Raw genomic sequence first — 22063 nt, 5'->3', positions numbered from 1 at the left:
GGATCGCCCAGGGCAGCTGCGCCGGCCCTGGCGCCCCTCCGGATCGCCCAGGGCAGCTGCGCCGGCCCTGGCGCCCCTCCGGATCGCCCAGGGCAGCTGCGCCGGCCCTGGCGCCCCTCGTGTAAAATGAGAAAAGTCGCCAATCGGCGACTCTACTCTTTTTTATGTATAAGTCTATGAATTTCGGGTCAAAATGTAACTAGAATTGCCTCTTCCTTCTATGGTACCGAGCTTCGGGAACGATTTGATGGACAATGCGGTTGGTGCTGTCCTCGTAGGCTTCTCGTATAAAAGTTGACAGGACACGACCGGCAATGATGTCTGGCGTTAGTTCATCGTCGGCATCGACGGATTGATTAACTCCTTCGCAGATCATTTGAAGCTTGTAGTAGTCGCTTCGCGATACCGGGATGAGGACGGTTCTGGTTTTGAACATTGAACCAAATATTTGCTTGATATCCATGGCGCATTGCTCCTTTAATTGAGAATGCTCCAAACCGATGAGTTGCCGGTCGGGACCAGTTGATTCTTAACGGCAGTTTCTTTTATTGGTGCAAGTTTCAGGTTGCTTGTCGCCGGAGCTGCAGGTGATGTTATGAACGGTCGGTGAGGAGCCTGAAAGTCATGCTTGGATATGTTCGGGCAAACCTTTTGAACCGTATGGATGTCGTGCAAAGCGTATTGGAGCAATGCGTAGGCAGCGTGCGCGAGGAATGGAATGCCTAGCGCAATTTGAAATTCGCACAGCTGATTGTAGAGGCTTTGCTTGGGTTTCACCTTATAGCGATCTCTCTGCTCTGAATGGATGAGGTAGTCGTAGATCGAGATTGCATCATCGTGGCCGCAGTATAGGATATTGTCTGAGAATCGGTAATCGCGCCTGAAGTAATTACTGAAGAAGACGATGCAATTTTCGTCCTCCAGCGCTGCTTGAATGAGACGCAATCCGATTTCGCCTTCAGGTTGCTCGCAGTGCCGAGCGATTCGATGAATCCATACGCGTTGCTCATCAGGGATGTAAGGTGCAATATGTTTCTTTTTGTCAGACCGGGTTTTTCGCCCCTCTTCTTTCTTCATCGGATCGACCTCATTTAGTCTTTTTCTTAGGAACTCTGTTCCGCAGTTCCTAGTCTAATGTATGCTTGATTGTTCATAGCTAGTCCAACATTTTTAGGGGAGAGGTGAGGCTTTTTGAAGCTGAAGCTGACTACTGAGGAGCTGCAGAAGTTGAATCGGGAGAGTCGGGAGTACGCCAAGCGTTTGGGATTGCCGCTCAAAAAGAAAAAGTCCAAGAAGATTACTCGTTAAGCCGCCAGCATTGGCGGTTTTCTTATTGAACTCGTAATTCACCGCACCCCGGATCGCTCAGTTTGGCAAAAAAAAACGGACGCCCTCATAACGAGAGCGTCCGGTTAAGGTTATTCTGATTCAAGTACAGATCTGCGTAGTCCTGATAGCTTGCCTAGATTTGGTTGTGGCTTACCCTTGAGAGGTTCCGATTGCGGTTCTACTGGCTGAGCATGTTGTATTATTACTGCTGCAGGCGCTGGCTGTACGGGCTCAGGTTCAGGTTTTGGAACGTTTGTCTCGACCTTTACTCCAACAACGTCCGATTTGATAAGCTTTTTAAATGCATGATAGAGCTCTAATTCGCTAGCTTCGATTGCTAGCTTGGAGCCATCGATTACTTCCAAGCCAATTTCAGTGGCTCTTCGTAATTTTTCTTGTCGCTCCGGATCGTTATTGCTCTCGGCCCACCAGGATATGATCCCAGAATTCAATAGTTTTTCTATCGCATCGTACAGATCTAACTTATCTGCATCAATAACTGCCTTGGAGCCATTAACAATCTCCAGCCCAATTTCGGTAGCTTTACGTAATTTATCTTGTCGTTGAGGATCGTTGCTGCTCTCGGTCCACCACGATTGGATTTTTGGGCTTGCTAATAGTTGTATGCGTGACAATAAGATCAGTCCTTTGTGCTTGCGATTTCACCTTGAGCTAGAGACGGAATGACAAAATATTTTCCAAATTTATACATTCCTCGAGCTGGCGAGAATTGAGGATCAGCAGGAATTTGTACCCTGCTAGCATTCCAGTCTTTAAACAAATGTCCCCACTCTTCAATTGGGCCACCTACGACTACAATCCGATGGAATAGATCCGGATCATCAATAATTCCGTTAAGTTCTGTTCGAAGATCTTCAAAAACGCCTTGAATTGCTTGATCGTAAATGGAGTGGAAACCTTCCACATCTTTGCCGACAAAGTTAAAGGTTTTGACCTTTTGCTGTTGTTGCGACGCCAGTTGCCGCGCCACCTCTTGAACGTCGATTTGCTTGCCTAAAACTTTGGTCAACCACAGTGAGCACCGTGTATACACATCCAGGAACGATGTATGCAGGGTTTCTTTAGGCATCCGAATGTACTCCATATTGCTGTAATGACTCAAGTCCGTGGTGCCGTAGCCGCAGTTAATAATCAATACATCTTCCTCGGTAATTCTTTCGTCGGCTACTTCGCCGTTTTCGTCAAAGTAGATGTCGTATAGGATCGCCTCAGTCTCGGACATCGGCTCGTATTGAACCACATTGATAACCTTTCTTTCACCGTTTACATGGACCTTATGCAGGTCATGAAACACCTTGGAGAGCTGCGTGCGAACTTCAGGTTTATGAAAATCATACGCTGGCGTCGATGTAACAAGCAAAATCGGCAACATGTCTTCGGCACCTTCGACTGCTCTTGCTAGGCCAATCTTTGCGTATGTAGCAAATAATGGCTGAGAGTAGCGGCTAAGGCTATTGCGCGAGTAAACGGGAATCGGATCGAGCTTATAGGATTGCACATCCTTGTAGCCTACAACCCAATCCTGGTTATCGGAATCTACTTGGTAAGTAGTCACGGCGCTGCGTCGAGACATGCGTGTAATCGCTTGAGGCGCTGTATACCTGCCCAAAACAGCCTCGTAATGATCGCGTTTAACCGTATCCGATACAACTTTATTGCCACCGTTGCCAGTATCCATTGCCACCACAAACACAGGTTGATTGGATTTTGCGTTTTTTGCTCCCATGAAATCTCCTCCATTACACACATTTTTCATATGTATTACACACATTAATAATATCACAGGTGCGACTATTACACAACAGCCTATTTAAAGTTGTGTAATCAAATCGATAAATATCGACATTGTTGTGTAATTGTAATTAAAAATGTGTGTAATTAGTCTTTTAAAAGTGTGTAATTAACGGGAAAAATTACACAACATGATCTTGGGAGTATCTCGGCAACTAGATTTCAATAAAAGACAGGAGAATTTTGCTAAGATGTGGAATTGATTTAAGATTCGAACTATTCTCCGGTATGGAGCACAGCTGATTTCTGGCCCATATGTAGAGTCCAATCCCTATATGGACCACAAATCATTGCATTTTGTGGTCTATAGATGGTCGTTGCTCTCTATATGGAACACATTGATGGTGTATTGTGGCCCATATATGGATCCCGACGTCGCAGCGGCCTGCGGATCGAACGCCGCCGGCGCGATGTTTCTGGTTCGTGGCTGGGTGTGGGCCAGTGCTTGAGGAGCTGCTTTGCGTAGCGAGGAGCAGCTGCCAACAAAATTACATCGATCGCCTTCTTCAGCGCGATACGGATCCTGGTGAGCGGCCAAACTTGGCTGGTTCAAGAATGTGGACCACATTAACGACGTTTTGTGGCCCATATATGGTTTATAATGTGGTCTCTCTATGGTCAGAGGGGCACATGTAAGCGGATTGGGCTTAATCATTCACAGTTGCTTGTAGACCACAAATAGCCCACAGACTACATGTTGAGTACATTTGTAGGGACTGGAGGGAGTTAATGAACGAGAGTGTATGGGGCATAGGTGATTTTGCTTCTTTGGTTGGAAAGCATGCGAATACAGTGGATGGTTGGTTTAAGAAGCTCGAAGAAAAAGGGCTGCACTGCGTTATCAGAGTTAATGGTGAGAAAGTGTACGACGAGCTTGATCTCAGAGTAGCCCAGTACATCTGCGAAAAGAGAAACAATTCAGGTGGGAGAACAGCTTGGACCTTAGATGCGATTTTTATCGAGTTGCCCAACGTTCTGGAATTACGGCCATTTCCACAAGGAACCGATCCCAAAGATACTCAAATCCTCGATTATCATGCCTTTCAAGAGCTTTTAACTCGAGAGTTTCAGGAACGTGAACATCGTTTATTTCAGATGGTTGATGAAGTGGTATCCAAACGCATGCAGGAGCTGGCGTCCATAATCAAACATCAACGGATAGAAGAGAGTCGTTGGGAGAGAAAGCTGCGGCAGGAAGCCCTAAAGAGTTGGGATGAGCAACCGGCGAAAGTCAGATTTAAAAGGGAAGGGCTCTTTAGTAAAGTTGAAAATGTGGTTGCAAAAGAACGTTTCATTAAGATGTTTGTGGAAAGCCATCAAGAACAGAATTCCTAAAGATCAGGCTGCTTGAGGATCATCCCTCAAGCAGCCTTTTTATTTGAAATTTAAAGAATCATTTTGTAACAACGAGAATTATTGTGTATACACGTAATAATTTGCTGTAAACGGTGAATTATTAAGTGTTACAACCTATTATAACCGGATTTTAGAATCCAATGTCGCATATTGACTTTTTAAAAAGTCATGATTTATAATTGAGGCAGGTGATCAAAAATGAAAAAAGCCGCCATTAGGCTGGCGGCTTTTGGGGAAGAACAAGGTTTGGAAGGCCCAAGTTTCTTCTCCTCCATACTATCAAATGATACGGGAGGATGTACAGATGGAGTTAGCGATTGGAGTTTTTGGATGGACGATCTTTGTTGTCTTCATGGCGTTATTATTTACTTGGTTATGCTTTGGCCATTTACTCGAAGAGGGCGAGATCTTCCCTGGCGAGTATAGGTTGCGTGCACGAGTAAGAGCATTATTGCGAGCTCGAAGGCCAGTGAGGAGCTACCATCCTATGTCCACCCGCAATTAAATCCAAATCAAGCGAGCAAAGGAGCCGTCTCCTTTGCTTTTCTTTTTTAAAATGTTTCACAAACTATGTTCCACGTGCTTTTTAATCCGAAAATGAACACGTTAATCCCTAAATGGATTAATATATATGTATCAGGAGGGATGCTTCATGGATTTGATTGCCCGATATATAAAATCGATTGAGCAAATGAAGAGCACACGTGACTACATCAAGCAATTAAACCCGGTCGATTACAGTCTTACAGCTGTTGCAAACGATTTGGATATGAAAATCAACCAAGCGGAGGAGAAGCTAAACGCCTTAAGGGGGAAACATGCGATTCATCGTTGCGAATTCTGTGATCGGCCATTTAATGAGAATCCGGTCATTTCCGTAAGCGGATTGAAAATTTGTCCCATATGCAGAAGTCAAGGGCCGCATTATCAGTTAGGAAGTGTCCTTGAGGAAATATATGGTTTGCCACCAGGAACGATTAAAAGGGATTGTCGACCAGGTGAGGATGGAAGGGCCAAGCTTCAGGAATATATGGATGTGGGTCTTGTCTTTAAGTCGGGTTCACGTCCAATTGTTCATCGAAAGGTAATAGAGCTCTATTACATGGACGAAATTAACTACAAACGTAGGTCATCGCGAACCAAAGATTGAATGTTGGAGGGATAATGCATGTTAATCATCGTGGAATCGCCTACAAAGGCAAAGCACATACAATCAATGCTAAATTGTAAGGTTCTGGCTACTTTTGGACATATCAAAGAGATGCCTAAAAATGAAATTGCTATCGACTACACAAATGATTTTAAGCCCAAATTACATTTCATTCGCGGTAAGAACGAGGTCATTTCTAAGATTAAGGCTGCTGGGGAAAACGTCAAGATTATAGTACTAGCTACGGATCCGGACCGTGAAGGTGAAGGTATTGCTTATCACATCTACGAATCGTTGCCGCCGGTCCTGCGGAAAAAATGTAAGAGGGCGGTCTTTCATTCCATAACATCTGAAGGTGTTCATAAGGGACTCGCTAACATGCGTGGTTTAGATATGAATATGGCGATGGCCCAACAAGCAAGAAGAGTGCTTGATCGAATGGCGGGATATGAAATTTCCCCGATGTTGTGGGCACGATTGAAAGGGAATGTTGGTCTTTCTGCAGGCAGGGTGCAGTCAGCTGCCTTGAAATTAATCGTCGATCGACAAGACGAAATGAATCGATTTGAATCCAAAGAATACTGGATGATGAATGCAACGTTTCAGAGAATTCCAGAATTATTGTTTCAAGCTGAGCTAATTAGTCGAGAGAACAAGAGTGTCGAGGAAGAACGTATCGTCGAAAAAACTGAAGTGCAAGTAATTGCAGAGCATTTAAAACGGTCACAGTTTGAAGTCAATGATGTCACCATTCAAACGAAAAAATATCGACCACCGGCGCCACTTATTACGACATCATTGCTTCAACTTAGCTCGAGCGAGTTGGGTTTCAGCCCAAAGAAAACTATGAGCATAGCGCAGGAATTGTTCGAAGGTATTCAAGGACATGGCTTTATTACATACATGAGAACTGATTCTCCAAGAGTAGATTCCGAAGCTGAAAGGGCTGCTGCAGATTTTATTAGGGGCATGTACGGAGAAGAGTTTGTCCGCGACGATCATGTGGAGTACAAAGCAGATGAAAAGGCACAGGACGCTCATGAATGTATCAGGCCGACGGATATTAACCTATCACCAGAAAAGGCGGAAGAGTTATTAACTGGCGATCAACAAAAGCTGTACCGGCTTATTTACAACAGATTTATGGTATCGCAAATGGCTTCAGCGATTCATCATGAAACAAGTGTTATTATTTCGGGATGGGATGATGCTTATGAAACTCGCTTCAGAGCTTTCAGCAGCCGCATTTTGTTCCGTGGTTGGCGGGATCTACTGGGAAGCAAAGAAGACGAACAGAAGCAGCAGACTGGATTGGAAGAAGTCGCTAGGGGAAATGCAATTCGCATCAAGGATCTGGAGGCCAGAAAACACCAAACCAAAGGACCGGTTGCATATACCGAAGCAAGTTTAATTAAAGCGTTGGAAAAGTGGGGAATTGGTCGACCATCCACTTATGCGCAAATCATGGATCAGTTGTTACTTCGCAAGTATGTGAAAGTCGTAAAAGGAAAAGTAGTGGCGACCGAATTAGGAGAGAAGGTCTGTTCGACTCTTCAAAATGTGTTTCCATCACTAATTGATCTTCGATTTACTGCGAATATGGAGTCGGAATTAGATAAAGTAGCAAACGGAGATTTAATTTGGACTGAAGTCATAGAGCCCTTTTATCACGCAATTAGAAAAGCAACTAGATAGTATATCGTAACCGCCGATTAGGCGGTTTTTTGTTTTTGAGGTGGCCAGTCCGCTTACAAGGAGCTCCGGATCGCGAGGAGCCGGCGCCCGGTCCGTCTGGCCAACGCGAGGAACTGCGGATTCTACAGGCGATTGAGCGCCGCGGGTCCCAGGGGCCACCTGGCCGCCGACGAGGATCTGCGGATCATGCAGGCGATCGAGCGCCGCCGGCGCCGTGGGTCGGCCTGGCCGTCGGCGAGGATCTACGAGGTCTCCAGACGCCGATCGCACGCAGCTGGTGCCGCGGGCCGTCCTGGCCGCCGGCGAGGATCTACGAGGTCTCCAGACGCCGAGCGCGCGCTGCCGTCGCCGCGGGTCGTCCTGGCTGCCGGCGAGGAACTGCGGATCCTGCAGTCGATCGCGCGCCGCTGGCGCCGCGGGTCGTCCTGGCTGCCGGCGAGGAACTTGCGGATCCTGAGGCGATCGCGCGGAGCCGTCGCCGCGGGCCGTGCTGGCCGTCGGCGAGGATCTGCGGATTTCCTGCAGGCGATCGCGCGCAGCCGTCGCCCTCGGGTCGTCCTGGCCGCCGGTGAGGATCTGCGGATCACCTACAGGCGATCGCGCGGAGCCGTCGCCGCGGGCCGTGCTGGCCGCCGGCGAGGATCTGCGGATTTCCTGCAGGCGATCGCGCGCAGCCGTCGCCCTCGGGTCGTCCTGGCTGCCGGCGAGGAACTGCGAGGTCTCCAGGCGCTGATCGCGCGCAGCTTTTGCCGCGAAGACCACTTTGCTGCTTGGAAAGCTTCTTGTAATTCCTGATCAGCCGCCGTGATATTGAGTGCCGTGAGGTCATTTTTCGAGGCGTCTGCACACGAATTACAAGAAGCTTTCCAACCACCAAAGCGCCCATTGAGACTTTTAGACCAATATAAAACAAAGAAAACTATTGTTATAAAACTAAAGTATTTGTTTTTCCAAAAGATGAATGATTTGTCTGGTAAATCATTGAAAAGCAAAGGATAACCATGGTATAATAGAACTATATTTGATAGCTTTTGTCGAACTAGGAACCTGTTGCCTGCATTGGCAATAGGGGCCTATCGAACTATGAAATAGGAGGTGGGAACTTGAATGAATTGCCCGAAATGTAGACTTGGATTTATGGAAAAAATGGGTGGGGTCCATCTATCGGAGGGGCCTTTGGAATTGACGACAGAACGTGACGAGACACGCCCTTTTTTGGAAGTATACGTCTGCAGCAGGGGGGATTGCGGTGAAGTAGATTTGAGGCCGATCTGGGGAGGACAATCACAACAAGAGAGTCTAACCGGTTATATCGAATTAAAACCAGGGCCCTTAGAGCTGAAGTGGGGAAGGCATCCCGCTAATATAGCTGCTTTGGAATTGCGTCTTGATAATGGCGTCCAAATAAAAGCAGCTCCTGATTCCTACTCTTTGGCGAAGAGGACGTTAAGGAAACCCTTATATCAACGATAAATGATACACGCGGAGGAGCTGCCTTAGTTACGATACCATAAATAGGGAGCGTAGAAAATGTTGGAAAACAGGGAGGGGCCTGACACGAGGAATACAAATCAGGAGTGTAAGAATCAAACGAAGGCAGTAGGTAGGGTAAGTCTATGGAGTCGTTTAAACGCTGGCTAGCCAATCAGGGCAAAAGTAAGAAGACCATTGAGGTTTATGCTCGGGCAGTTATGCAAATGAAAACTTGGTGGCAGCGTGAAAATGGGATCTTGTTTGATCCTATGAAAGTTGAAGCACAAGAAATGAAACAGTGGCTTCATTACATGCAAATGGATGCGAGTTACCTTCCTTCAAGGGTTGAGAAGCCTCGATCCTATTCTTTGGCGACAGTAAAGAGTTCATTGGCAGGAGTGCGCAGTTATTTTCAGTTTTTGGTGACAAACAAAAAACTTGAAAATAATCCTGCTGCTGCTCTGAAAGTGGATATGACGAAATATCCCAAGCCGATCGGAGGTTGGTTGGAGCCAGAAGAAAAGAATCAACTGCTTGAGTGGATCGAAAATGAGATTGCTCGCGCGAAGAAAGAACGGAGACGTCAGCTTTTTCGTAACAAGGCGATTATCTATTCAGCGTTGTATGGAGGGCTGACAGCTGGGGAAGTTGTACAATGCACGGTCGGCGACGTTTCGTTTAATCCTCCGGTTATTCAAGTCGGGGATCGAACGGTATCTATGAACAATGCGCTATGCGCCTCGATGAAAGACTGGATTCAATTGAGAGCAGCCGCTTCAGAAACTCCGTTATTCAGCTCGCAAATGGGGCGGTTGACCGAAGATGGAATTACAAATTTCATATTGAACTACGCCAGGGAAACAGGGTTGCAGGGTCTCACAATGCAAAGCCTTAGACACACGCATGCAAGAGACTTGGCCTTGCAAGGAAAATCAACAATAGAAATTGCTGAATCCCTTGGTCTGCATGCTGAGAACGCTCGTCGTTACAGATCCGGGTTAAGGAGGTGAACAAAATGATACGAAAAGGGGTTAGTTTCTTCCTCTACATTTTGCTGGGATTGAGCGCTATAGGTGGAATCGGGGTAATAGCTGATCTTGGTGGTAAATCGGCTGCCTCAGCTCCAACCAGTGATGCCGCGGTTATGCAAGCAATCGCTGAGCAATTCGTGGAGATTTATATGACCGTGGACAACAACCAGGAAGAACGGCAAACGAGGCTGGCTAGCATAGCGCCAGATGCGGCGCTGGTAGTGAGCAAATTCATGAAAGAAGAACAGATCGTGGAAACGGTCGTGGCTAATGAGCCCTTTTTCTCTAATGGACGTGCAATCGTGACAGTAGAGACTTGGGTTTCGACGTTTCGCGAAGTCGTCGACGAAAATGAAAAGGCAGTCCGGCAAAAGGTCCTGCGTAATTTTTCAGTGTACGTCTACCTGAACAAGGATGCTGAAGGTCGATACTTCGTAAATGGATTGCCGATTATTCATGAAAGTAGTCTGGCTCAGTCGACAACTCGCATGATGGATGAAAGCTTAATCGCAACAAGGGACGCCATGATGCCGACACTGAATGCGGTGGTTCCGGCTTTGTTTAACGGAACAATCAATGAAGTTGTGAATTATCTTATCGATCAACCTACGATCCGCGACTACACAGGCGAGTTTGAATTCCAAGAAATACAGAATGTGTGGGTCAGGGAGACGGAGAAGAACAAGTATGTGGTGGACGTGGATGTAAAAGTAACCGATAAGGTTCTGCAAAGTGAACAGTATTTCCGTTTGAACACGCGAATGGTGCTCGATGATGGTAAGTACTACGTTGAGTTTGTTGGTTAAAGGGGAGAGACACATTGAACGGAAAGGTACATACGCTAGCAGGCGTTGTGGCAGCCGAAGGAGCCATTATTACATTTCATCAACCTGCTTTTTCCGTCGTGACATTTCTGGCCCTGTTAGGAGGATTTATTCTCGGCGTGGCGGCAGATCTTGATGATTCGGATGCAACATTGGCTCAGCAGCAGCCGTTTCGATTTTTCTCCCTGATCTTTGAGAGATTACCTTTTGTTCATCATCGGGGTATCACGCACTCGTTTTTAGCAGTTGCATTGCTCTATCTCTTGTTTGACACCATTCTTGGCCTACCTGATGCGCTTATGTGGGCATTTATGGCCGCTTATGTCTCACATATCCTGTTGGACATGCTTACGGCTGATGGTGTGGAACTATTCTGGCCGTTTCGCTTCCGCTTAAAGCTGCTGCCGTCAATCATTGCCGTTTCAAGCGATGAACGCTCGATTGTTCAAATGCTGTTCAGGGTTCTGTTGTCTGTCGTCTTTTATTTGTTTACTATCCATTTGCTCATTAATGCTTTAGGATTTTTGCCGGTAATCGGTCCTTATATAAATGAGCTGTGGAACGGAACAATTCTGAGCTTCTTGCCTCAGGACATTAAAACATGGATGGTCTATTAAAGGAGGAAAATTGAAATGTTCACATTTAACTATGTTATGTTCGGCGTACCAATTCTGGATACGATCTTCACCATTGTCATCAAATTTGCGGCTGCTTGGTTAATGATCCTGATTGTTAAAAACGGTATTACTTATTACCAGCGTGCTGACTACCCGCAACTTGTTGTATCGGTATTGATTGGTGTCATTATTCTCGGTGTAATCATTGGTCTCAATAACGTGTATACGTGGGGCGGAGCCCTTATGGGCATGTTCACCAAGGGATCTGGCGGAACCGGCGGCGGTGGTATCGGCTAATGGCATGGCAGGACTATCGAACTTATAAAAATCTCTTCAAGGTCAAAATGGAGATTAGAAGTTTCGGTGCAGGTCCATTTAAAATGAGCTTGCCTGAAGGAGTTTCCATTCATGGAGACATGATCTTCATTTTTGCCATTACTCTTCCGGTGACTCGGTTTGTATTAGCCCCTCTATTGGGGCTAATTACTTTAACAAACGGATCTTCCATTGGAGCGATTATGTTGTGGCTCTATGCTCTTATGATATCTGGTTTGATTGCCTATATGTTTCGGAATAAGGAGCCGGCAGGGAAGAGCATGCGAAAATATATCATGGATTTAATCCGGTTTATGTTTCGCGCACGCTGGCATGATGGCTGGGAAGCGCTGGATACTAAATTATATAAGGGGAACATCGGGTTCAGAGTAGGTGTTTCCTATCTTGAAAGAGATGCCGTTGCTTCACTCCCCGCAGAAGGTTATGCACAGGAGCTGGAACTTAGGGTTCCGGCAGGGGTTCAAATTCAAGGTAAGAAACTCCGCATCTCCAAGCGCGGAAAGAAATATGGTCCAGGCCATTATCGAGTGGATGGGAAGCAATTGGTTCGGATCGAGACCCGATTGGAGGTTGCAGCAGCTGCTCAAGCGGTTAGCGAATCGATCCAGGCGGAAACGGTAAAGGAGCCACCAAAAATAAAGCAGGCACCAAAAATAAAGCGGAGAAGGGAGGAACTTAAAGATGATGCCCATCATGTTCATGGAGGATAATCGCGTTTTCGATATTTCAGGTAATGCTTACGCCGTATTTAGAATTCCTGAACATCCTTACGCCTTTATGCCTCTCGTAAAGAAGAAGGAGTACATCACGGACACAGATGTGGCCTTTTCTTCATTTGTCCAGGACTATCACTTGTACCTTCTAACAAAGCAAAAATCCGCAAAGCAACTGCAGCAGCAGCTCCAGGGATTGTCAAAATTAACTGGATGGGAAGAACAGTCCCAGTTTGCTGTAAAGAAGTTTGAGGAAGAGCAGCCCTTCGATCGTATTAATTTCATCTGCGTACCACTGAAAAAACGTACGGTCTCTAAAAATACCGAAGAAGAATTCAGCGATGTCGTTCGGCAGCGCATGGTTAATATTTGGAGGGGTATCAAGGATGTAAAAGATAAATTCTCCAAGTCTGACGATGTTCTTCCATACGACGTCTTAGAGTCGAGTCGAAGACAATCTGAGGAATTGTACAATGATACCTTGAGTCTGTTTAAAGGAATTGCACCAGCAACTATTCATGAAACGGAATGGTGGCTAAAAAAAGGATATTACAGAGGGCTGAGCGATCCGGAGCTGATGATTCCATCGCCATTCCCGGCTCAAGTGATTAAAAAATCGGGCGCCATGGCTATCCGGCCTATCAGGAATACATTCTTGACGATATCAGATAAAGCAGTACGCGAGCGCCTTCATTACATGAAAATTCATCATGGGTTGGAGGAGGCATCCTATCAAACATTCTATACTGTTCTAAAAACTCCGAGTGAAATCGACTACAGGAATCCTACGGGTGAGGAATGGATCTTCCATATCGCAGAAAAGCTAAAATTCCCGGTTGACGTGGCCATCCACGTAAGAATGGAGAGTCAAGAGGAAGCGAAACCAAAGGTCGATCGAAAGAATAAAATTGCTAAGTCTCAAATCAGGGAATATCAGGACAGTGATTCTGACGCAGCTGATGAATTTAATCAAACACAAGTGCCAGAAGAGTTAACCGAGGAAATGAGTAACGTAAATTCCTTGCGTAGAAAGTTCCGTGAGTTTAGGCAGCCATTAATGCATTCCACAACGGTTTTCGCTCTTGGATCGGACTCCTACGATGGACTTAAAGATCGAATGTCGCAGTTTAAAGAAGTTGCGAGAAAACATGTTATCGTAGTAAATCCAGCAACAGATCAGAAAAAAATGTGGCAAGCCTTTTATCCATTTGGCGAGAAATTGCCGTTACAGTGGGAATTGCCCATGGATCCTGGTGTGCTGGCAGCAGCTGCTCCTTTTGCTGTTAGAACCTTGGGGGATCCAATCGGATTTTACCTGGGCAAATTGCTTACGGGCCGAGTGGTCATGATGAAACCGGATCGGCCAGCACTCGAACTCCAGCGAACGGGAGCAATTCTGATTTGTGGGGTTATGGGGTCCGGAAAGACCGTATTAATGAAAAGTATCATGTACCACATGTTGCAGTTGGGTGCTTACGGGTTTACAAACGATCCAAAAGGGGATTGGGCTGTTTTCTTTGAACATCCTAAGATTAAAAAGATCGGGAAAATCATCAAGTTTACTCCGGGATCAGATACTGTGTTCACTCCGTTGCGACTTGCTGCTACCTTGGAAGGATGTTATGAAGCTGCATTCGGCGTGCTGGAGCTGATTTTAAATCACTCCAATTCTGAGTTGCGAAACGTCATAATAGGGGAAATTTTGAGCAAGGTCTATGAAACAGATAAGTGGGACATGTTCACTTTTGAAGATGTGGCTCAGGAAATGGCTAATAATGAAATATCGCCCCTGCGCAAGGAAAATCTGGATCTCGTTATATCGCAGCTTAAACAATTGAGAAAACATGGGACAGGGCGCATGATATACGGGGTAGATACCGGGAAACATCTGTTCGAAGGCAATCGATTCATCTGCGCCGTAACGCGCGGGTTATCAATTCCTGGGCGAAGTGCGAGTCGATCGGAGTGGAGTTACAACGAGCGCCTATCCGTAGCCATGCTTTACGCAGTAATTACGCTGGCCTTGAGATACTTAATGACGTTGCCTGGAGATGTATTAAAAGCATTGGCTTGGGAAGAGTTTTGGTTCTTGAAACGATTTGAACGCGGGCGGCAGTTGTATAACGAAGCGCTTCGCCTATCCCGTTCAGAAAAAATGACTCCGATAATGGCTTCACAGAATCCGACCGACATTGAATCAAGTGATGACGATGACGATGATGTTACTGGTCTATTTGGATGGAAATTTATGCTTCGCCTGGACTCAAAAAAACAGGTCAAGTATGCATTGCACGAACTTATGGGGTTGGTTGATGAGGACCCGGAGGATTGGATGAATGATTTTACTTCGAAATACAAGGATGGGGCAGGCTTAGTATCCGATCCGGAAGGAAGGATAGGGGAAATGCAGGTTGAAATATTGGATCAGAACCTCATGAAGTATTTGAAGTCAACGCCACCTGAAGGAGTCGTGCAGTATGATAAAGCGGCCGTTGAAATATAGAGCGCTTATTATAGTTCTCATGCTGCTTGTCGGAATTTTCTTAGTAGCCGGATCGGTATCTGCCGAGGGATACAAGGAGAAGGATGAGTTGTTCCCTGAAATTGAGGGGTTTGAGCATCCGCCTCTATCCAACTACGAATGGGATTCCAAGGGATGGACGAGCGCATGGGAGCCGCTCTTTGTACTGTGTAAAGTGCTCTTTCTCTTAATTGTTTTTCTCGTGCGGTTTGGTTTAATGATTTTGGGATTTGGTATGAATCCCACCTTCTTTGAAGATTTCATAACCATCCTATGGGATATTGTACAAAAGAATGTTTGGGGTATTGTTCTCTACTTCTTGCCGATCGTTATTGTAATTGGACTGTTTTTTGTTATAAAGGATTACAGTCAAGGCCGTTTTCAAGGTATGATAAAGCGTTTTATTACATTCATGATCGCTAGTGCGTGTCTCGGTGTTTTCTTAGGTATTGGAGTTCCGACAATCATCATGGTCAACGATGCTGTGGATGAGCTGACAAAGGCGGTTTCTGGTGAGCTTGCAAGTGACCAAGATAATGAAAATGATCCGGCTCAGAACTTTTACTCCGTTATCTGGGATCAAATGATTTACACGCCTTTTGCTCTAGGTGAAGTGTCAGATCCGGATTTGGCTTTAACTGCAGCTGAAGCTAGTAAGATTAATTCAGAAATCTCTCCATATAGCGTCTCTGCAGGTGATGAGTGGGCAGCGGTAATATTGCGCTTCCCTAAGGGATCTGATGAGAGAAACGAAATCCTAGACCTATTTGAAGAAAACCACAAGGAACTACAGGTCGTTGCTTTTAATGCCGGTGATCGCTTTTTCATCGTATTGGTATGCTTACTGGCATCTATCTGTGTCGTCATATTTACCTTATTTTTTGGTGTGGTACTCATTATTCTTTTCTTCTACTTTATTGGCGTACTGGCCGCGGGGATGGTTATCATTCCAATTTCATTTGTACCGACCGAAGCGCCAATTGTGCTGAAGAATTGGGCAAAGCAGATTATTGCGCCGCTAGTCTCCAAGGTAGTGGTAGGCATATATGTAGGCTTTGTTTTTCTGCTAACCGGGGCCATGCTCAAAAGTATGGAGGGTAATGTTCTGTCGTTTGTGGTATCAATGCTCTTCATGTCGCTATTATTGCTTTCATCAATCGTGATATTCTTCCTTTTGCTGACCAAATTTGGTTATAAGATTTTTGCGCCAATCAATACTGCTGTCAACCCGATGAAGAAACTCATGTACAGGCGCATGAATCGGATGATGCGAAATAGGCGAATTAATCGAAGGATTAAGAATCCAAAGGATTATGATGCCGACGATGAAGAGTACGAGGATGATGGTGAGGAAGTAGAAGCTGCAAGGAAGTCCGGCGCAGGTAAGTCCAAAGATAGGGTAAATAACTCAAGTGAAACTAGAAAGCGAAAGACAAGTGCTGTTGAACGAATAAAACCAATACTTGCGATGCGTAAAACAGTAACACCTGGTAAAGCAGATCCACTAATTACACCTATGGATCTTGGCAATGGGAAAGATAAGAAACGGGACAGTGGCGATCGTACATAATCACATAAACCATTTCAAGGGACGGTAAATCCGTCTCTTTTCGTATTATTAGGTCAGCCAGAATGTTCTGGTTGGCCTTTCTTTATGGTCGTTATACGATGGCGGTAGCCGGGAGAACGTCGGCTCTTTTGGGGTTATACCCCGTCAAAAAAACTGTTCTCCCACTACCTCCAATGACCATGTTTGAGCTGGTAGAGGCAACGACCTCGCATCACAAGCGAAGCTATGGGTTTGGAACCATCGTGGGAGTGCCGGCAATTTTATTCGGGAGGTTGTTATGCAGCCAGTCGTAGGTGTGGATGTAGCGAAAGGAACTAGCGTAGTACAAGCTTTTACAAGGAGGAACGAACCGTACGGGAAGTTGGAGAGCATCTCGCACGGGGATAGCGGATTCGAGCGGCTAGGGGAACTCCTGGCGGAGTTACAGGCGAAGGCAGCAATCGCCCCAGTAATTATTCTTGAAGCGACAGGGCATTATCATCGAGCGCTTGTAGCTTATCTCGAGCGTAGTGGATGGACGCATTTTATCGTTAATCCGTTACAGTCTAAGCGTGCGAAAGGAACTCAACTGCGGAAGGTAAAAACAGATGCTGCGGATGCTTGGCATCTAGCGGATATGTATTACCGTGGGGATGTTGTCCCGCATCGCACATGGGATGAAACATTTACGGAGCTGCAGCATGTGACCAGGCAACATGAGTTTGTGACGGGAATGTTCGTCCAAGCGAAGTTAAACGCGAGAGCATTGCTCGAACAGGTCTTTCCGGCCTATGAGGAGATCTTTTATGCCCTGTTCTCCGTAACGTCGCTAAAAGTGCTGAAGCGTTGTTTAGAGGGCGATGTTGAGGATTTTGCTGAAACAATTCAGGCATGCGCTGGGAAATCCCATTCGAGCCGTTGGGTTGACGAGAAAGCAAAACGGCTGCGGGAGATCTTGTTACATTGGAGAGCGCAGTCTAGAAGTCAATCTCAGGCCGCAGTCTTAAGCGGCATGGTAACTTTGTTGCTTTCGTTTATGGAGCAATTAAGCGATCTTGAGAAACAGATGAATGAACTTTCATCTGATTTACCTGAGGTAGAACTGTTGAAAAGCATACCTGGCATTGGGAATAAACTAGCTGCTGCGATTGTCGCGGAGGTCGGAAACGTACAACAGTTTGAAGGCGCTAAACAGCTTGTGGCGTATGCCGGATTAGACCCTGGGATCTTTAGCTCGGGGAAGTTTACTGCCACAAGTTCACGAATTACAAAGCGGGGTTCAAAGAGACTGCGCCGATCGTTGTACTTAGCTGTGCAATGCGGGATCCGGGGAAGTACCAACAAGAGGATTAGAGATTATTACGACAAGAAAAGAAAAGAGGGCAAGCCATACAAGGTGGTCGTGATCGCTTGCGCCAACAAGCTTCTCCATCACGTGTACGCCATCCTTAGTAAAAGCCAGCCCTACAAAAACTAAAACCATATTTACCCATAACCTTCACGCCAATGGAGGTTATTTGTTGTGCCTAGAAATTAGTATACCAATTCACCTGTCGCAATCCAATACTAAAAGCTTGACAAGTATTAGCTGGTTTTTTTGTTCGGTTTCGTAGAGGAGTTGGCTTATGTCGCCGTGAGCAGCTCAGACACAGCAGGCGCGAAGTGCTTGGTACACGGCCGGGACTGACCATAAAATGAGGAACTGCAGGAACTGCGGGCCGGCGATCGGAGCTACGACGCTCATGGTGCGCTGCCGGTACGGCCGGTGATCGAGGAGCACGGACCGGGCCGCCGGATCCGGATGACCAGCGCGCGGTCGCCGGACGACGTTCCTGATGTGTGTTGCCGGCGCGGCTGGCAATCGAGGAGTTTCTGCAGTTGCACCTCGGTTGGATCCGGGTGGGGATCTCGTAGGTTGCCGACGTTCCTGGAACGTTGGACGTTGTGGCTGCAGAACAAATTATCGACAATTTCGGCATAAATTTGATCTGGAAACTTGTATGGGATCTGAGGAAAAGATAGCCATGATATAATCCTCGTTCAATCAAGGGCTAAAGACCCTTAAATATAAACTATAGTATATATACTATTGAATTTATTTGTACAATATATAGGACCAAGTGCGCTATGGTGAGCCTTTTTTCGTTAAATAAAAAGTGGGTCTATAGATGTCGTTTTTTGTTGTAATCTTCCAGTTCAACTGGTATAATTACCTATAAATAACCTGTCAAATAAGCTACGAATAAGGAGTTGATAACTAGCTCTTGAAGACGATACCTTTCTTGTATGCCTTTTACATCATCACTGCCATAGCTAGCGGTGCTGTTGTGGGTCTGTTCTATGTACTGGTTCAGCATGTCTACACCCAAACAGCGTTGGATGCATCCACTGATGCCGGTGCTACGAGAATCCAGATGGAGTTATCTTGGTCACAAAACGGGGAAGATCTCGAGTCTCGATTGATCCTGAATGAAGACAATGCGGAGCAAGCAGCACGCAGTACATTTTTGAAAAATCTATCGAATATGGAAGAGTTGGGGTTGGATACGACAAGGATTGACGTGCCGACCTACTTCTTCCCAGATGAGCATTCCATCGCCGGCGATTTAGATTTTGAACATGATTTCACTAGGGCAGCAGATGGATTCAATTTTATGTTTGATGACAATCTTAATCCGGATTCTATCGACGATAACGTTCAGGGCACATCTACGATGAGGGAGACCAGGTAGAAATGGTATATGTGCAAATTGCAATTGGTGCGGCCCTGGCCATTTTGGTACACGAGCTTGGCCATGCATTCTTCCAGACGATATTTCGAATTCCTGTCCATCTGATTGAATGGGGAAGTGGACCGAGACTTTTCAAACTAGGGAAATTTGAAATGAGGCTTATTCCGTTTAGCGGAGGAATTCAGCCAAATGGTGTTCGTCTCGCCAACGCGAAATGGAAGGGAGTACTGATCGCCCTTGGTGGGCTCATCGCTCAGTGGTTCATGGTCGTGGTTTCTGCTGTGATTGTGGTGCAGCTTAATTTGCTTCGTTTTGAGTGGATAGAGAACATTATCGTCGTGTTTGTCGTTTGTGCGTTCCTGAGTTTCTTTAACCTCATTCCATACCGTGGGACGGATGGATATCATCTCTTCCGATTGTTTTATAAGAAGACGCGAAAGGCGGCTGTAAATGAGTAACAACGGGAAACTTACCATCGGGCTTTATACAAATGATCCTGTTATTGATGACTACATCAAACACGAATTGCAAGGCATGAATATTCTCTCTCTCCAGGACAACGATCCCTGGGAAGGTTGCCAGGCCATTATGCTGTTCGATGTGGACTACGAACGGATCCAACAGCTTTATGATATTGCGATCAAGGCGATCGATACGACAGTGGATGTAATCTGGTATGTCGAAAACGAGAATGTAGAGGAGAAGCAGCGCATTGAAGATGAACTGCGGGTTCGTGGAGCTCATGTGCGCGTAGAGCCGGTAGAAGATGCAGCTCATATTCTCGGGATGATCGCTGTTTACGAGGAGGCAAGGAGTCAACTCGATCGCGTGGAGAAGGACACCCAGCGAGTGGCAGAGAGTGACGAAGGCAAGGCGGTTTCATCAACTCGCGGAGGATTCTTCTTTAGAGGTAAAAGTGATGAAGGTCTCTCGGAAGACGAACTAATTGAAGATTCTGAGCTGGAAACAGAGGCGCGTACACGAGCTGCAGGCATTCTCAGTCTTGCAAAAGATACGCTGCAACTCAAACGGAGCCAGACACAAGTCTCTTTGCCTGATGTACTGGAAAATGTTGTGGCAGTTGCTGGTTTTAGCGGTGCAGGTTCGTCATTTGTCTCCTGGAACTTAGCTCGGATTTTGGAGAAGAACACGGTGTTGGTAGAGGGCAGGAAAACAGGCACACTGGCGGCATGGTTTGGTCAAGATGAAGAACATGTAACCAGAGAGCAGCTGCTTGAGACACATTGTGGAACGAGTTACACGGAGCAACTGGAGCTCGCGCTGCGAGCTGAGAAGGAGACCGGGCGTCGAGAACTGAAGGCCATGCGAGAAGTACCTAAAGTACTGGTGGTGGACTGTGGTCAACGCTGGGATATGGAAGTGTATAAACGTGCGGCTGTCCGCATCTTTGTAACGGTTCCGGATCCGCAATATATCGGACAACGGCCCGATATTGAAGCCCATGCTTATGTTCTGAATCAATATCCGGAAGGGGCGTCCATTCCGGTATCGGAGTTTGAGAAGCGCTTTAATATGAAATTCCAGCTAATCATCCCAGCTCAACCACGCCAAGTCATGAATTCCATCTGGGGGAATCGCGCATGGGTCCTCATGGATCAAGAAAATCGCGAGAGCTGGCATGTACTTAAAGGGTTGGTAGAAAGTGAGGTGAGCCTGTGAAGCCAGAAGCAGCTAAGGTGTTTGTAGTTATTGATACGGATTCGGCGCGGTTGATGGAATCCCTGGAAATCCTGCAGGACTACGGAAAGGCGTATGACGCGCAGCGGCCCGCGGACATGACGGGGATCTATGATGTCGAGAGCAAAGTGGATGCAGTGTTTGTCTCATCGAAGATGCCGCATTTGCGTGATAATATCGCCAACATTATGCGGATCGTAAAAAGTGATTCCCACGTGTATGTGGTAGGCGACATGAATCCGGAGCTCTTGGGCGATTTGTTTAGCCTGGGAATCAAAGATTCCATCCGTCATCCGATTAACCCTAAGGATATAAATCTAGATAAGCCACTGACGGCTCCCGTTATTGGGGAAGGGCGTAAAATCGACGTCAATTTCGGTGGAAGTACTGTGACGAGAGAACGCTTTGTGGTTGTGTGCAAGTCGAAGGGCGGCACTGGAGGTAGTGTCTTTTCACTTCAAATTGGCGCGGCAATGGCCAAATTGTCGGGGCAAACCGTCCTGCTAGACGCCGATTACTGCGGGAATGTGACCCGAATAGCGGATCTGCAAAGCATTAACTCTATCGCAGAGTTCAGCGATGAGCAGTCAGTAAAGTACGATCGGGAGCAGTTGAACGAAAAACTGGTGACCCACAAGGCAAGTGGATTGAAAATTCTTTCTTCTCCCTTGAATGACATGGCGACGATTTCGGCAGCCACCCTACAACATGCATTTACGGCATACAAGAGGTTCTACTCGCACATCGTTGTTGATTTGCATGCCGGTTATACGCCGCATCTCGATTACCTGAAAGATCACGCGACTGATGTTGTGGTGATAATTGATAGTGACCGGCGCCAGATGGAACGAAACTCTGAGTTTTTCACAAAGCTGCTAAACCGCGGTGTGGACCCTAAAAAAATACAGGTGGTTGTTAATCGTCCACGTAATCGTGATGAAATTGAACATGTCAGGTTTGCCCTGCGTCGACTGGAGATGGAGCCGATTAATCTGCATGTGCTTCCAGAAACAAAAGAGTTTGGGCAAGACAAGCTGCCGATGTACAACGAAGCGCGAAGATCGGCATACAGCAAGGCAATTCGCGACATATTCCGTGCAATGAAGCTCGCCAGCGGAATTACAGGAGCCCCAAAAGACAAAGAATCATCCAAGAACGCCCTGCCCGCCTCGAACAAATCGAAGAGATTTTCACTGCGCGGCATGTTCTTTAAAAACGGAGGTTAAG

At 46.4% G+C, this 22063-nt stretch carries 19 protein-coding genes; 15 read left to right on the top strand and 4 right to left on the bottom strand.

The genetic code is table 11. The features are described from left to right. Positions 1 to 199: 199 nt before the first annotated feature. From RB620_RS24845 to RB620_RS24830, 4 genes are all read right to left on the bottom strand, one after another. Complete coding sequence (locus RB620_RS24845; protein ID WP_308099101.1) at positions 200 to 463, bottom strand: hypothetical protein; 264 nt, start codon at positions 461 to 463, stop codon at positions 200 to 202. A 14-nt stretch (positions 464 to 477) separates the two neighbouring features. Beyond that, the gene (locus RB620_RS24840; protein ID WP_308099099.1) at positions 478 to 1077 is read right to left on the bottom strand and encodes a hypothetical protein; all 600 of its coding nucleotides are present in this window, start codon (positions 1075 to 1077) and stop codon (positions 478 to 480) included. 341 nt (positions 1078 to 1418) lie between these two features. Beyond that, the gene (locus RB620_RS24835) at positions 1419 to 1964 is read right to left on the bottom strand and encodes a hypothetical protein (RefSeq protein ID WP_308099097.1); all 546 of its coding nucleotides are present in this window, start codon (positions 1962 to 1964) and stop codon (positions 1419 to 1421) included. Positions 1965 to 1969: 5 nt separating this feature from the next. Continuing rightward, positions 1970 to 3076: a ParM/StbA family protein gene (locus RB620_RS24830; RefSeq protein ID WP_308099095.1), complete on the bottom strand. Its 1107-nt coding sequence runs from the start codon at positions 3074 to 3076 to the stop codon at positions 1970 to 1972. A gap of 794 nt (positions 3077 to 3870) precedes the next feature. Here RB620_RS24830 and RB620_RS24825 point away from each other — a divergent pair. The 15 genes from RB620_RS24825 to RB620_RS24755 all read left to right on the top strand — a co-directional run bounded on the left by RB620_RS24825 (position 3871) and on the right by RB620_RS24755 (position 22062). Further along, complete coding sequence (locus tag RB620_RS24825; RefSeq protein ID WP_308099093.1) at positions 3871 to 4476, top strand: hypothetical protein; 606 nt, start codon at positions 3871 to 3873, stop codon at positions 4474 to 4476. Positions 4477 to 5149: 673 nt separating this feature from the next. Next, positions 5150 to 5647, top strand: a complete 498-nt coding sequence (locus RB620_RS24820) for a hypothetical protein (RefSeq protein ID WP_308099091.1) — start codon at positions 5150 to 5152, stop codon at positions 5645 to 5647. 18 nt (positions 5648 to 5665) lie between these two features. Beyond that, positions 5666 to 7342, top strand: coding sequence for a type I DNA topoisomerase (topA, locus tag RB620_RS24815; protein WP_308099089.1), 1677 nt, complete (start codon positions 5666 to 5668; stop codon positions 7340 to 7342). 1616 nt (positions 7343 to 8958) lie between these two features. Next, entirely contained in the window at positions 8959 to 9825 is an 867-nt protein-coding gene (locus tag RB620_RS24810; RefSeq protein WP_308099086.1) for a tyrosine-type recombinase/integrase, read from the top strand. A 5-nt stretch (positions 9826 to 9830) separates the two neighbouring features. After that, on the top strand, positions 9831 to 10652 hold the full coding sequence (locus RB620_RS24805; RefSeq protein ID WP_308099084.1) for a conjugal transfer protein: 822 nt from the start codon (positions 9831 to 9833) through the stop codon (positions 10650 to 10652). A gap of 14 nt (positions 10653 to 10666) precedes the next feature. Then, a complete protein-coding gene (locus RB620_RS24800) occupies positions 10667 to 11287 on the top strand; it encodes a metal-dependent hydrolase (protein WP_308099082.1) in 621 nt (206 codons plus the stop codon). 15 nt (positions 11288 to 11302) lie between these two features. Beyond that, the gene (locus RB620_RS24795; RefSeq protein WP_308099080.1) at positions 11303 to 11584 is read left to right on the top strand and encodes a hypothetical protein; all 282 of its coding nucleotides are present in this window, start codon (positions 11303 to 11305) and stop codon (positions 11582 to 11584) included. After that, complete coding sequence (locus tag RB620_RS24790; RefSeq protein ID WP_308099078.1) at positions 11584 to 12333, top strand: TcpE family conjugal transfer membrane protein; 750 nt, start codon at positions 11584 to 11586, stop codon at positions 12331 to 12333. The genes RB620_RS24795 and RB620_RS24790 overlap by 1 nt, the downstream gene beginning before the upstream one ends. Then, positions 12305 to 14839, top strand: coding sequence for an ATP-binding protein (locus tag RB620_RS24785; protein ID WP_308099076.1), 2535 nt, complete (start codon positions 12305 to 12307; stop codon positions 14837 to 14839). The genes RB620_RS24790 and RB620_RS24785 overlap by 29 nt, the downstream gene beginning before the upstream one ends. Further along, positions 14814 to 16427, top strand: a complete 1614-nt coding sequence (locus tag RB620_RS24780; RefSeq protein WP_308099074.1) for a hypothetical protein — start codon at positions 14814 to 14816, stop codon at positions 16425 to 16427. The genes RB620_RS24785 and RB620_RS24780 overlap by 26 nt, the downstream gene beginning before the upstream one ends. Positions 16428 to 16704: 277 nt before the next feature. Beyond that, positions 16705 to 17883: an IS110 family RNA-guided transposase gene (locus RB620_RS24775; protein ID WP_308099072.1), complete on the top strand. Its 1179-nt coding sequence runs from the start codon at positions 16705 to 16707 to the stop codon at positions 17881 to 17883. Positions 17884 to 18670: 787 nt separating this feature from the next. Next, positions 18671 to 19138 carry a hypothetical protein gene (locus tag RB620_RS24770; RefSeq protein ID WP_308099070.1) on the top strand — a complete coding sequence of 156 codons (468 nt, stop codon included), beginning with the start codon at positions 18671 to 18673 and terminating at the stop codon, positions 19136 to 19138. A gap of 2 nt (positions 19139 to 19140) precedes the next feature. Then, positions 19141 to 19596: a M50 family metallopeptidase gene (locus RB620_RS24765; protein ID WP_308099068.1), complete on the top strand. Its 456-nt coding sequence runs from the start codon at positions 19141 to 19143 to the stop codon at positions 19594 to 19596. Beyond that, positions 19589 to 20818: a CpaE/TadZ family protein gene (locus tag RB620_RS24760; RefSeq protein WP_308099066.1), complete on the top strand. Its 1230-nt coding sequence runs from the start codon at positions 19589 to 19591 to the stop codon at positions 20816 to 20818. The genes RB620_RS24765 and RB620_RS24760 overlap by 8 nt, the downstream gene beginning before the upstream one ends. Continuing rightward, positions 20815 to 22062, top strand: coding sequence for a CpaE/TadZ family protein (locus RB620_RS24755; protein WP_308099064.1), 1248 nt, complete (start codon positions 20815 to 20817; stop codon positions 22060 to 22062). The genes RB620_RS24760 and RB620_RS24755 overlap by 4 nt, the downstream gene beginning before the upstream one ends. The last annotated feature ends 1 nt before the right edge of the window (position 22063 follow it).

The sequence above is a fragment of the Paenibacillus sp. LHD-117 genome, from assembly GCF_030929555.1.
GTDB lineage: Bacteria > Bacillota > Bacilli > Paenibacillales > Paenibacillaceae > Pristimantibacillus.
The sequence above is the reverse complement of the archived record's forward strand: the minus strand, read 5'-3'. Positions and strand labels throughout refer to the sequence as shown.

Excerpts from the sequence above, each read along its gene's own strand:
- RB620_RS24790 (WP_308099078.1), top strand. The coding sequence starts at position 11,584 with ATGGCATGGCAGGACTATCGAACTTATAAAAATCTCTTCAAGGTCAAA.
- RB620_RS24785 (WP_308099076.1), top strand. The coding sequence starts at position 12,305 with ATGATGCCCATCATGTTCATGGAGGATAATCGCGTTTTCGATATTTCA.
- RB620_RS24840 (WP_308099099.1), bottom strand. The coding sequence starts at position 1,077 with ATGAAGAAAGAAGAGGGGCGAAAAACCCGGTCTGACAAAAAGAAACAT.
- RB620_RS24810 (WP_308099086.1), top strand. The coding sequence starts at position 8,959 with ATGGAGTCGTTTAAACGCTGGCTAGCCAATCAGGGCAAAAGTAAGAAG.
- RB620_RS24765 (WP_308099068.1), top strand. The coding sequence starts at position 19,141 with ATGGTATATGTGCAAATTGCAATTGGTGCGGCCCTGGCCATTTTGGTA.
- RB620_RS24845 (WP_308099101.1), bottom strand. The coding sequence starts at position 463 with ATGGATATCAAGCAAATATTTGGTTCAATGTTCAAAACCAGAACCGTC.
- RB620_RS24805 (WP_308099084.1), top strand. The coding sequence starts at position 9,831 with ATGATACGAAAAGGGGTTAGTTTCTTCCTCTACATTTTGCTGGGATTG.
- RB620_RS24830 (WP_308099095.1), bottom strand. The coding sequence starts at position 3,076 with ATGGGAGCAAAAAACGCAAAATCCAATCAACCTGTGTTTGTGGTGGCA.
- RB620_RS24795 (WP_308099080.1), top strand. The coding sequence starts at position 11,303 with ATGTTCACATTTAACTATGTTATGTTCGGCGTACCAATTCTGGATACG.
- topA (WP_308099089.1), top strand. The coding sequence starts at position 5,666 with ATGTTAATCATCGTGGAATCGCCTACAAAGGCAAAGCACATACAATCA.
- RB620_RS24780 (WP_308099074.1), top strand. The coding sequence starts at position 14,814 with ATGATAAAGCGGCCGTTGAAATATAGAGCGCTTATTATAGTTCTCATG.
- RB620_RS24825 (WP_308099093.1), top strand. The coding sequence starts at position 3,871 with ATGAACGAGAGTGTATGGGGCATAGGTGATTTTGCTTCTTTGGTTGGA.
- RB620_RS24820 (WP_308099091.1), top strand. The coding sequence starts at position 5,150 with ATGGATTTGATTGCCCGATATATAAAATCGATTGAGCAAATGAAGAGC.
- RB620_RS24760 (WP_308099066.1), top strand. The coding sequence starts at position 19,589 with ATGAGTAACAACGGGAAACTTACCATCGGGCTTTATACAAATGATCCT.
- RB620_RS24775 (WP_308099072.1), top strand. The coding sequence starts at position 16,705 with ATGCAGCCAGTCGTAGGTGTGGATGTAGCGAAAGGAACTAGCGTAGTA.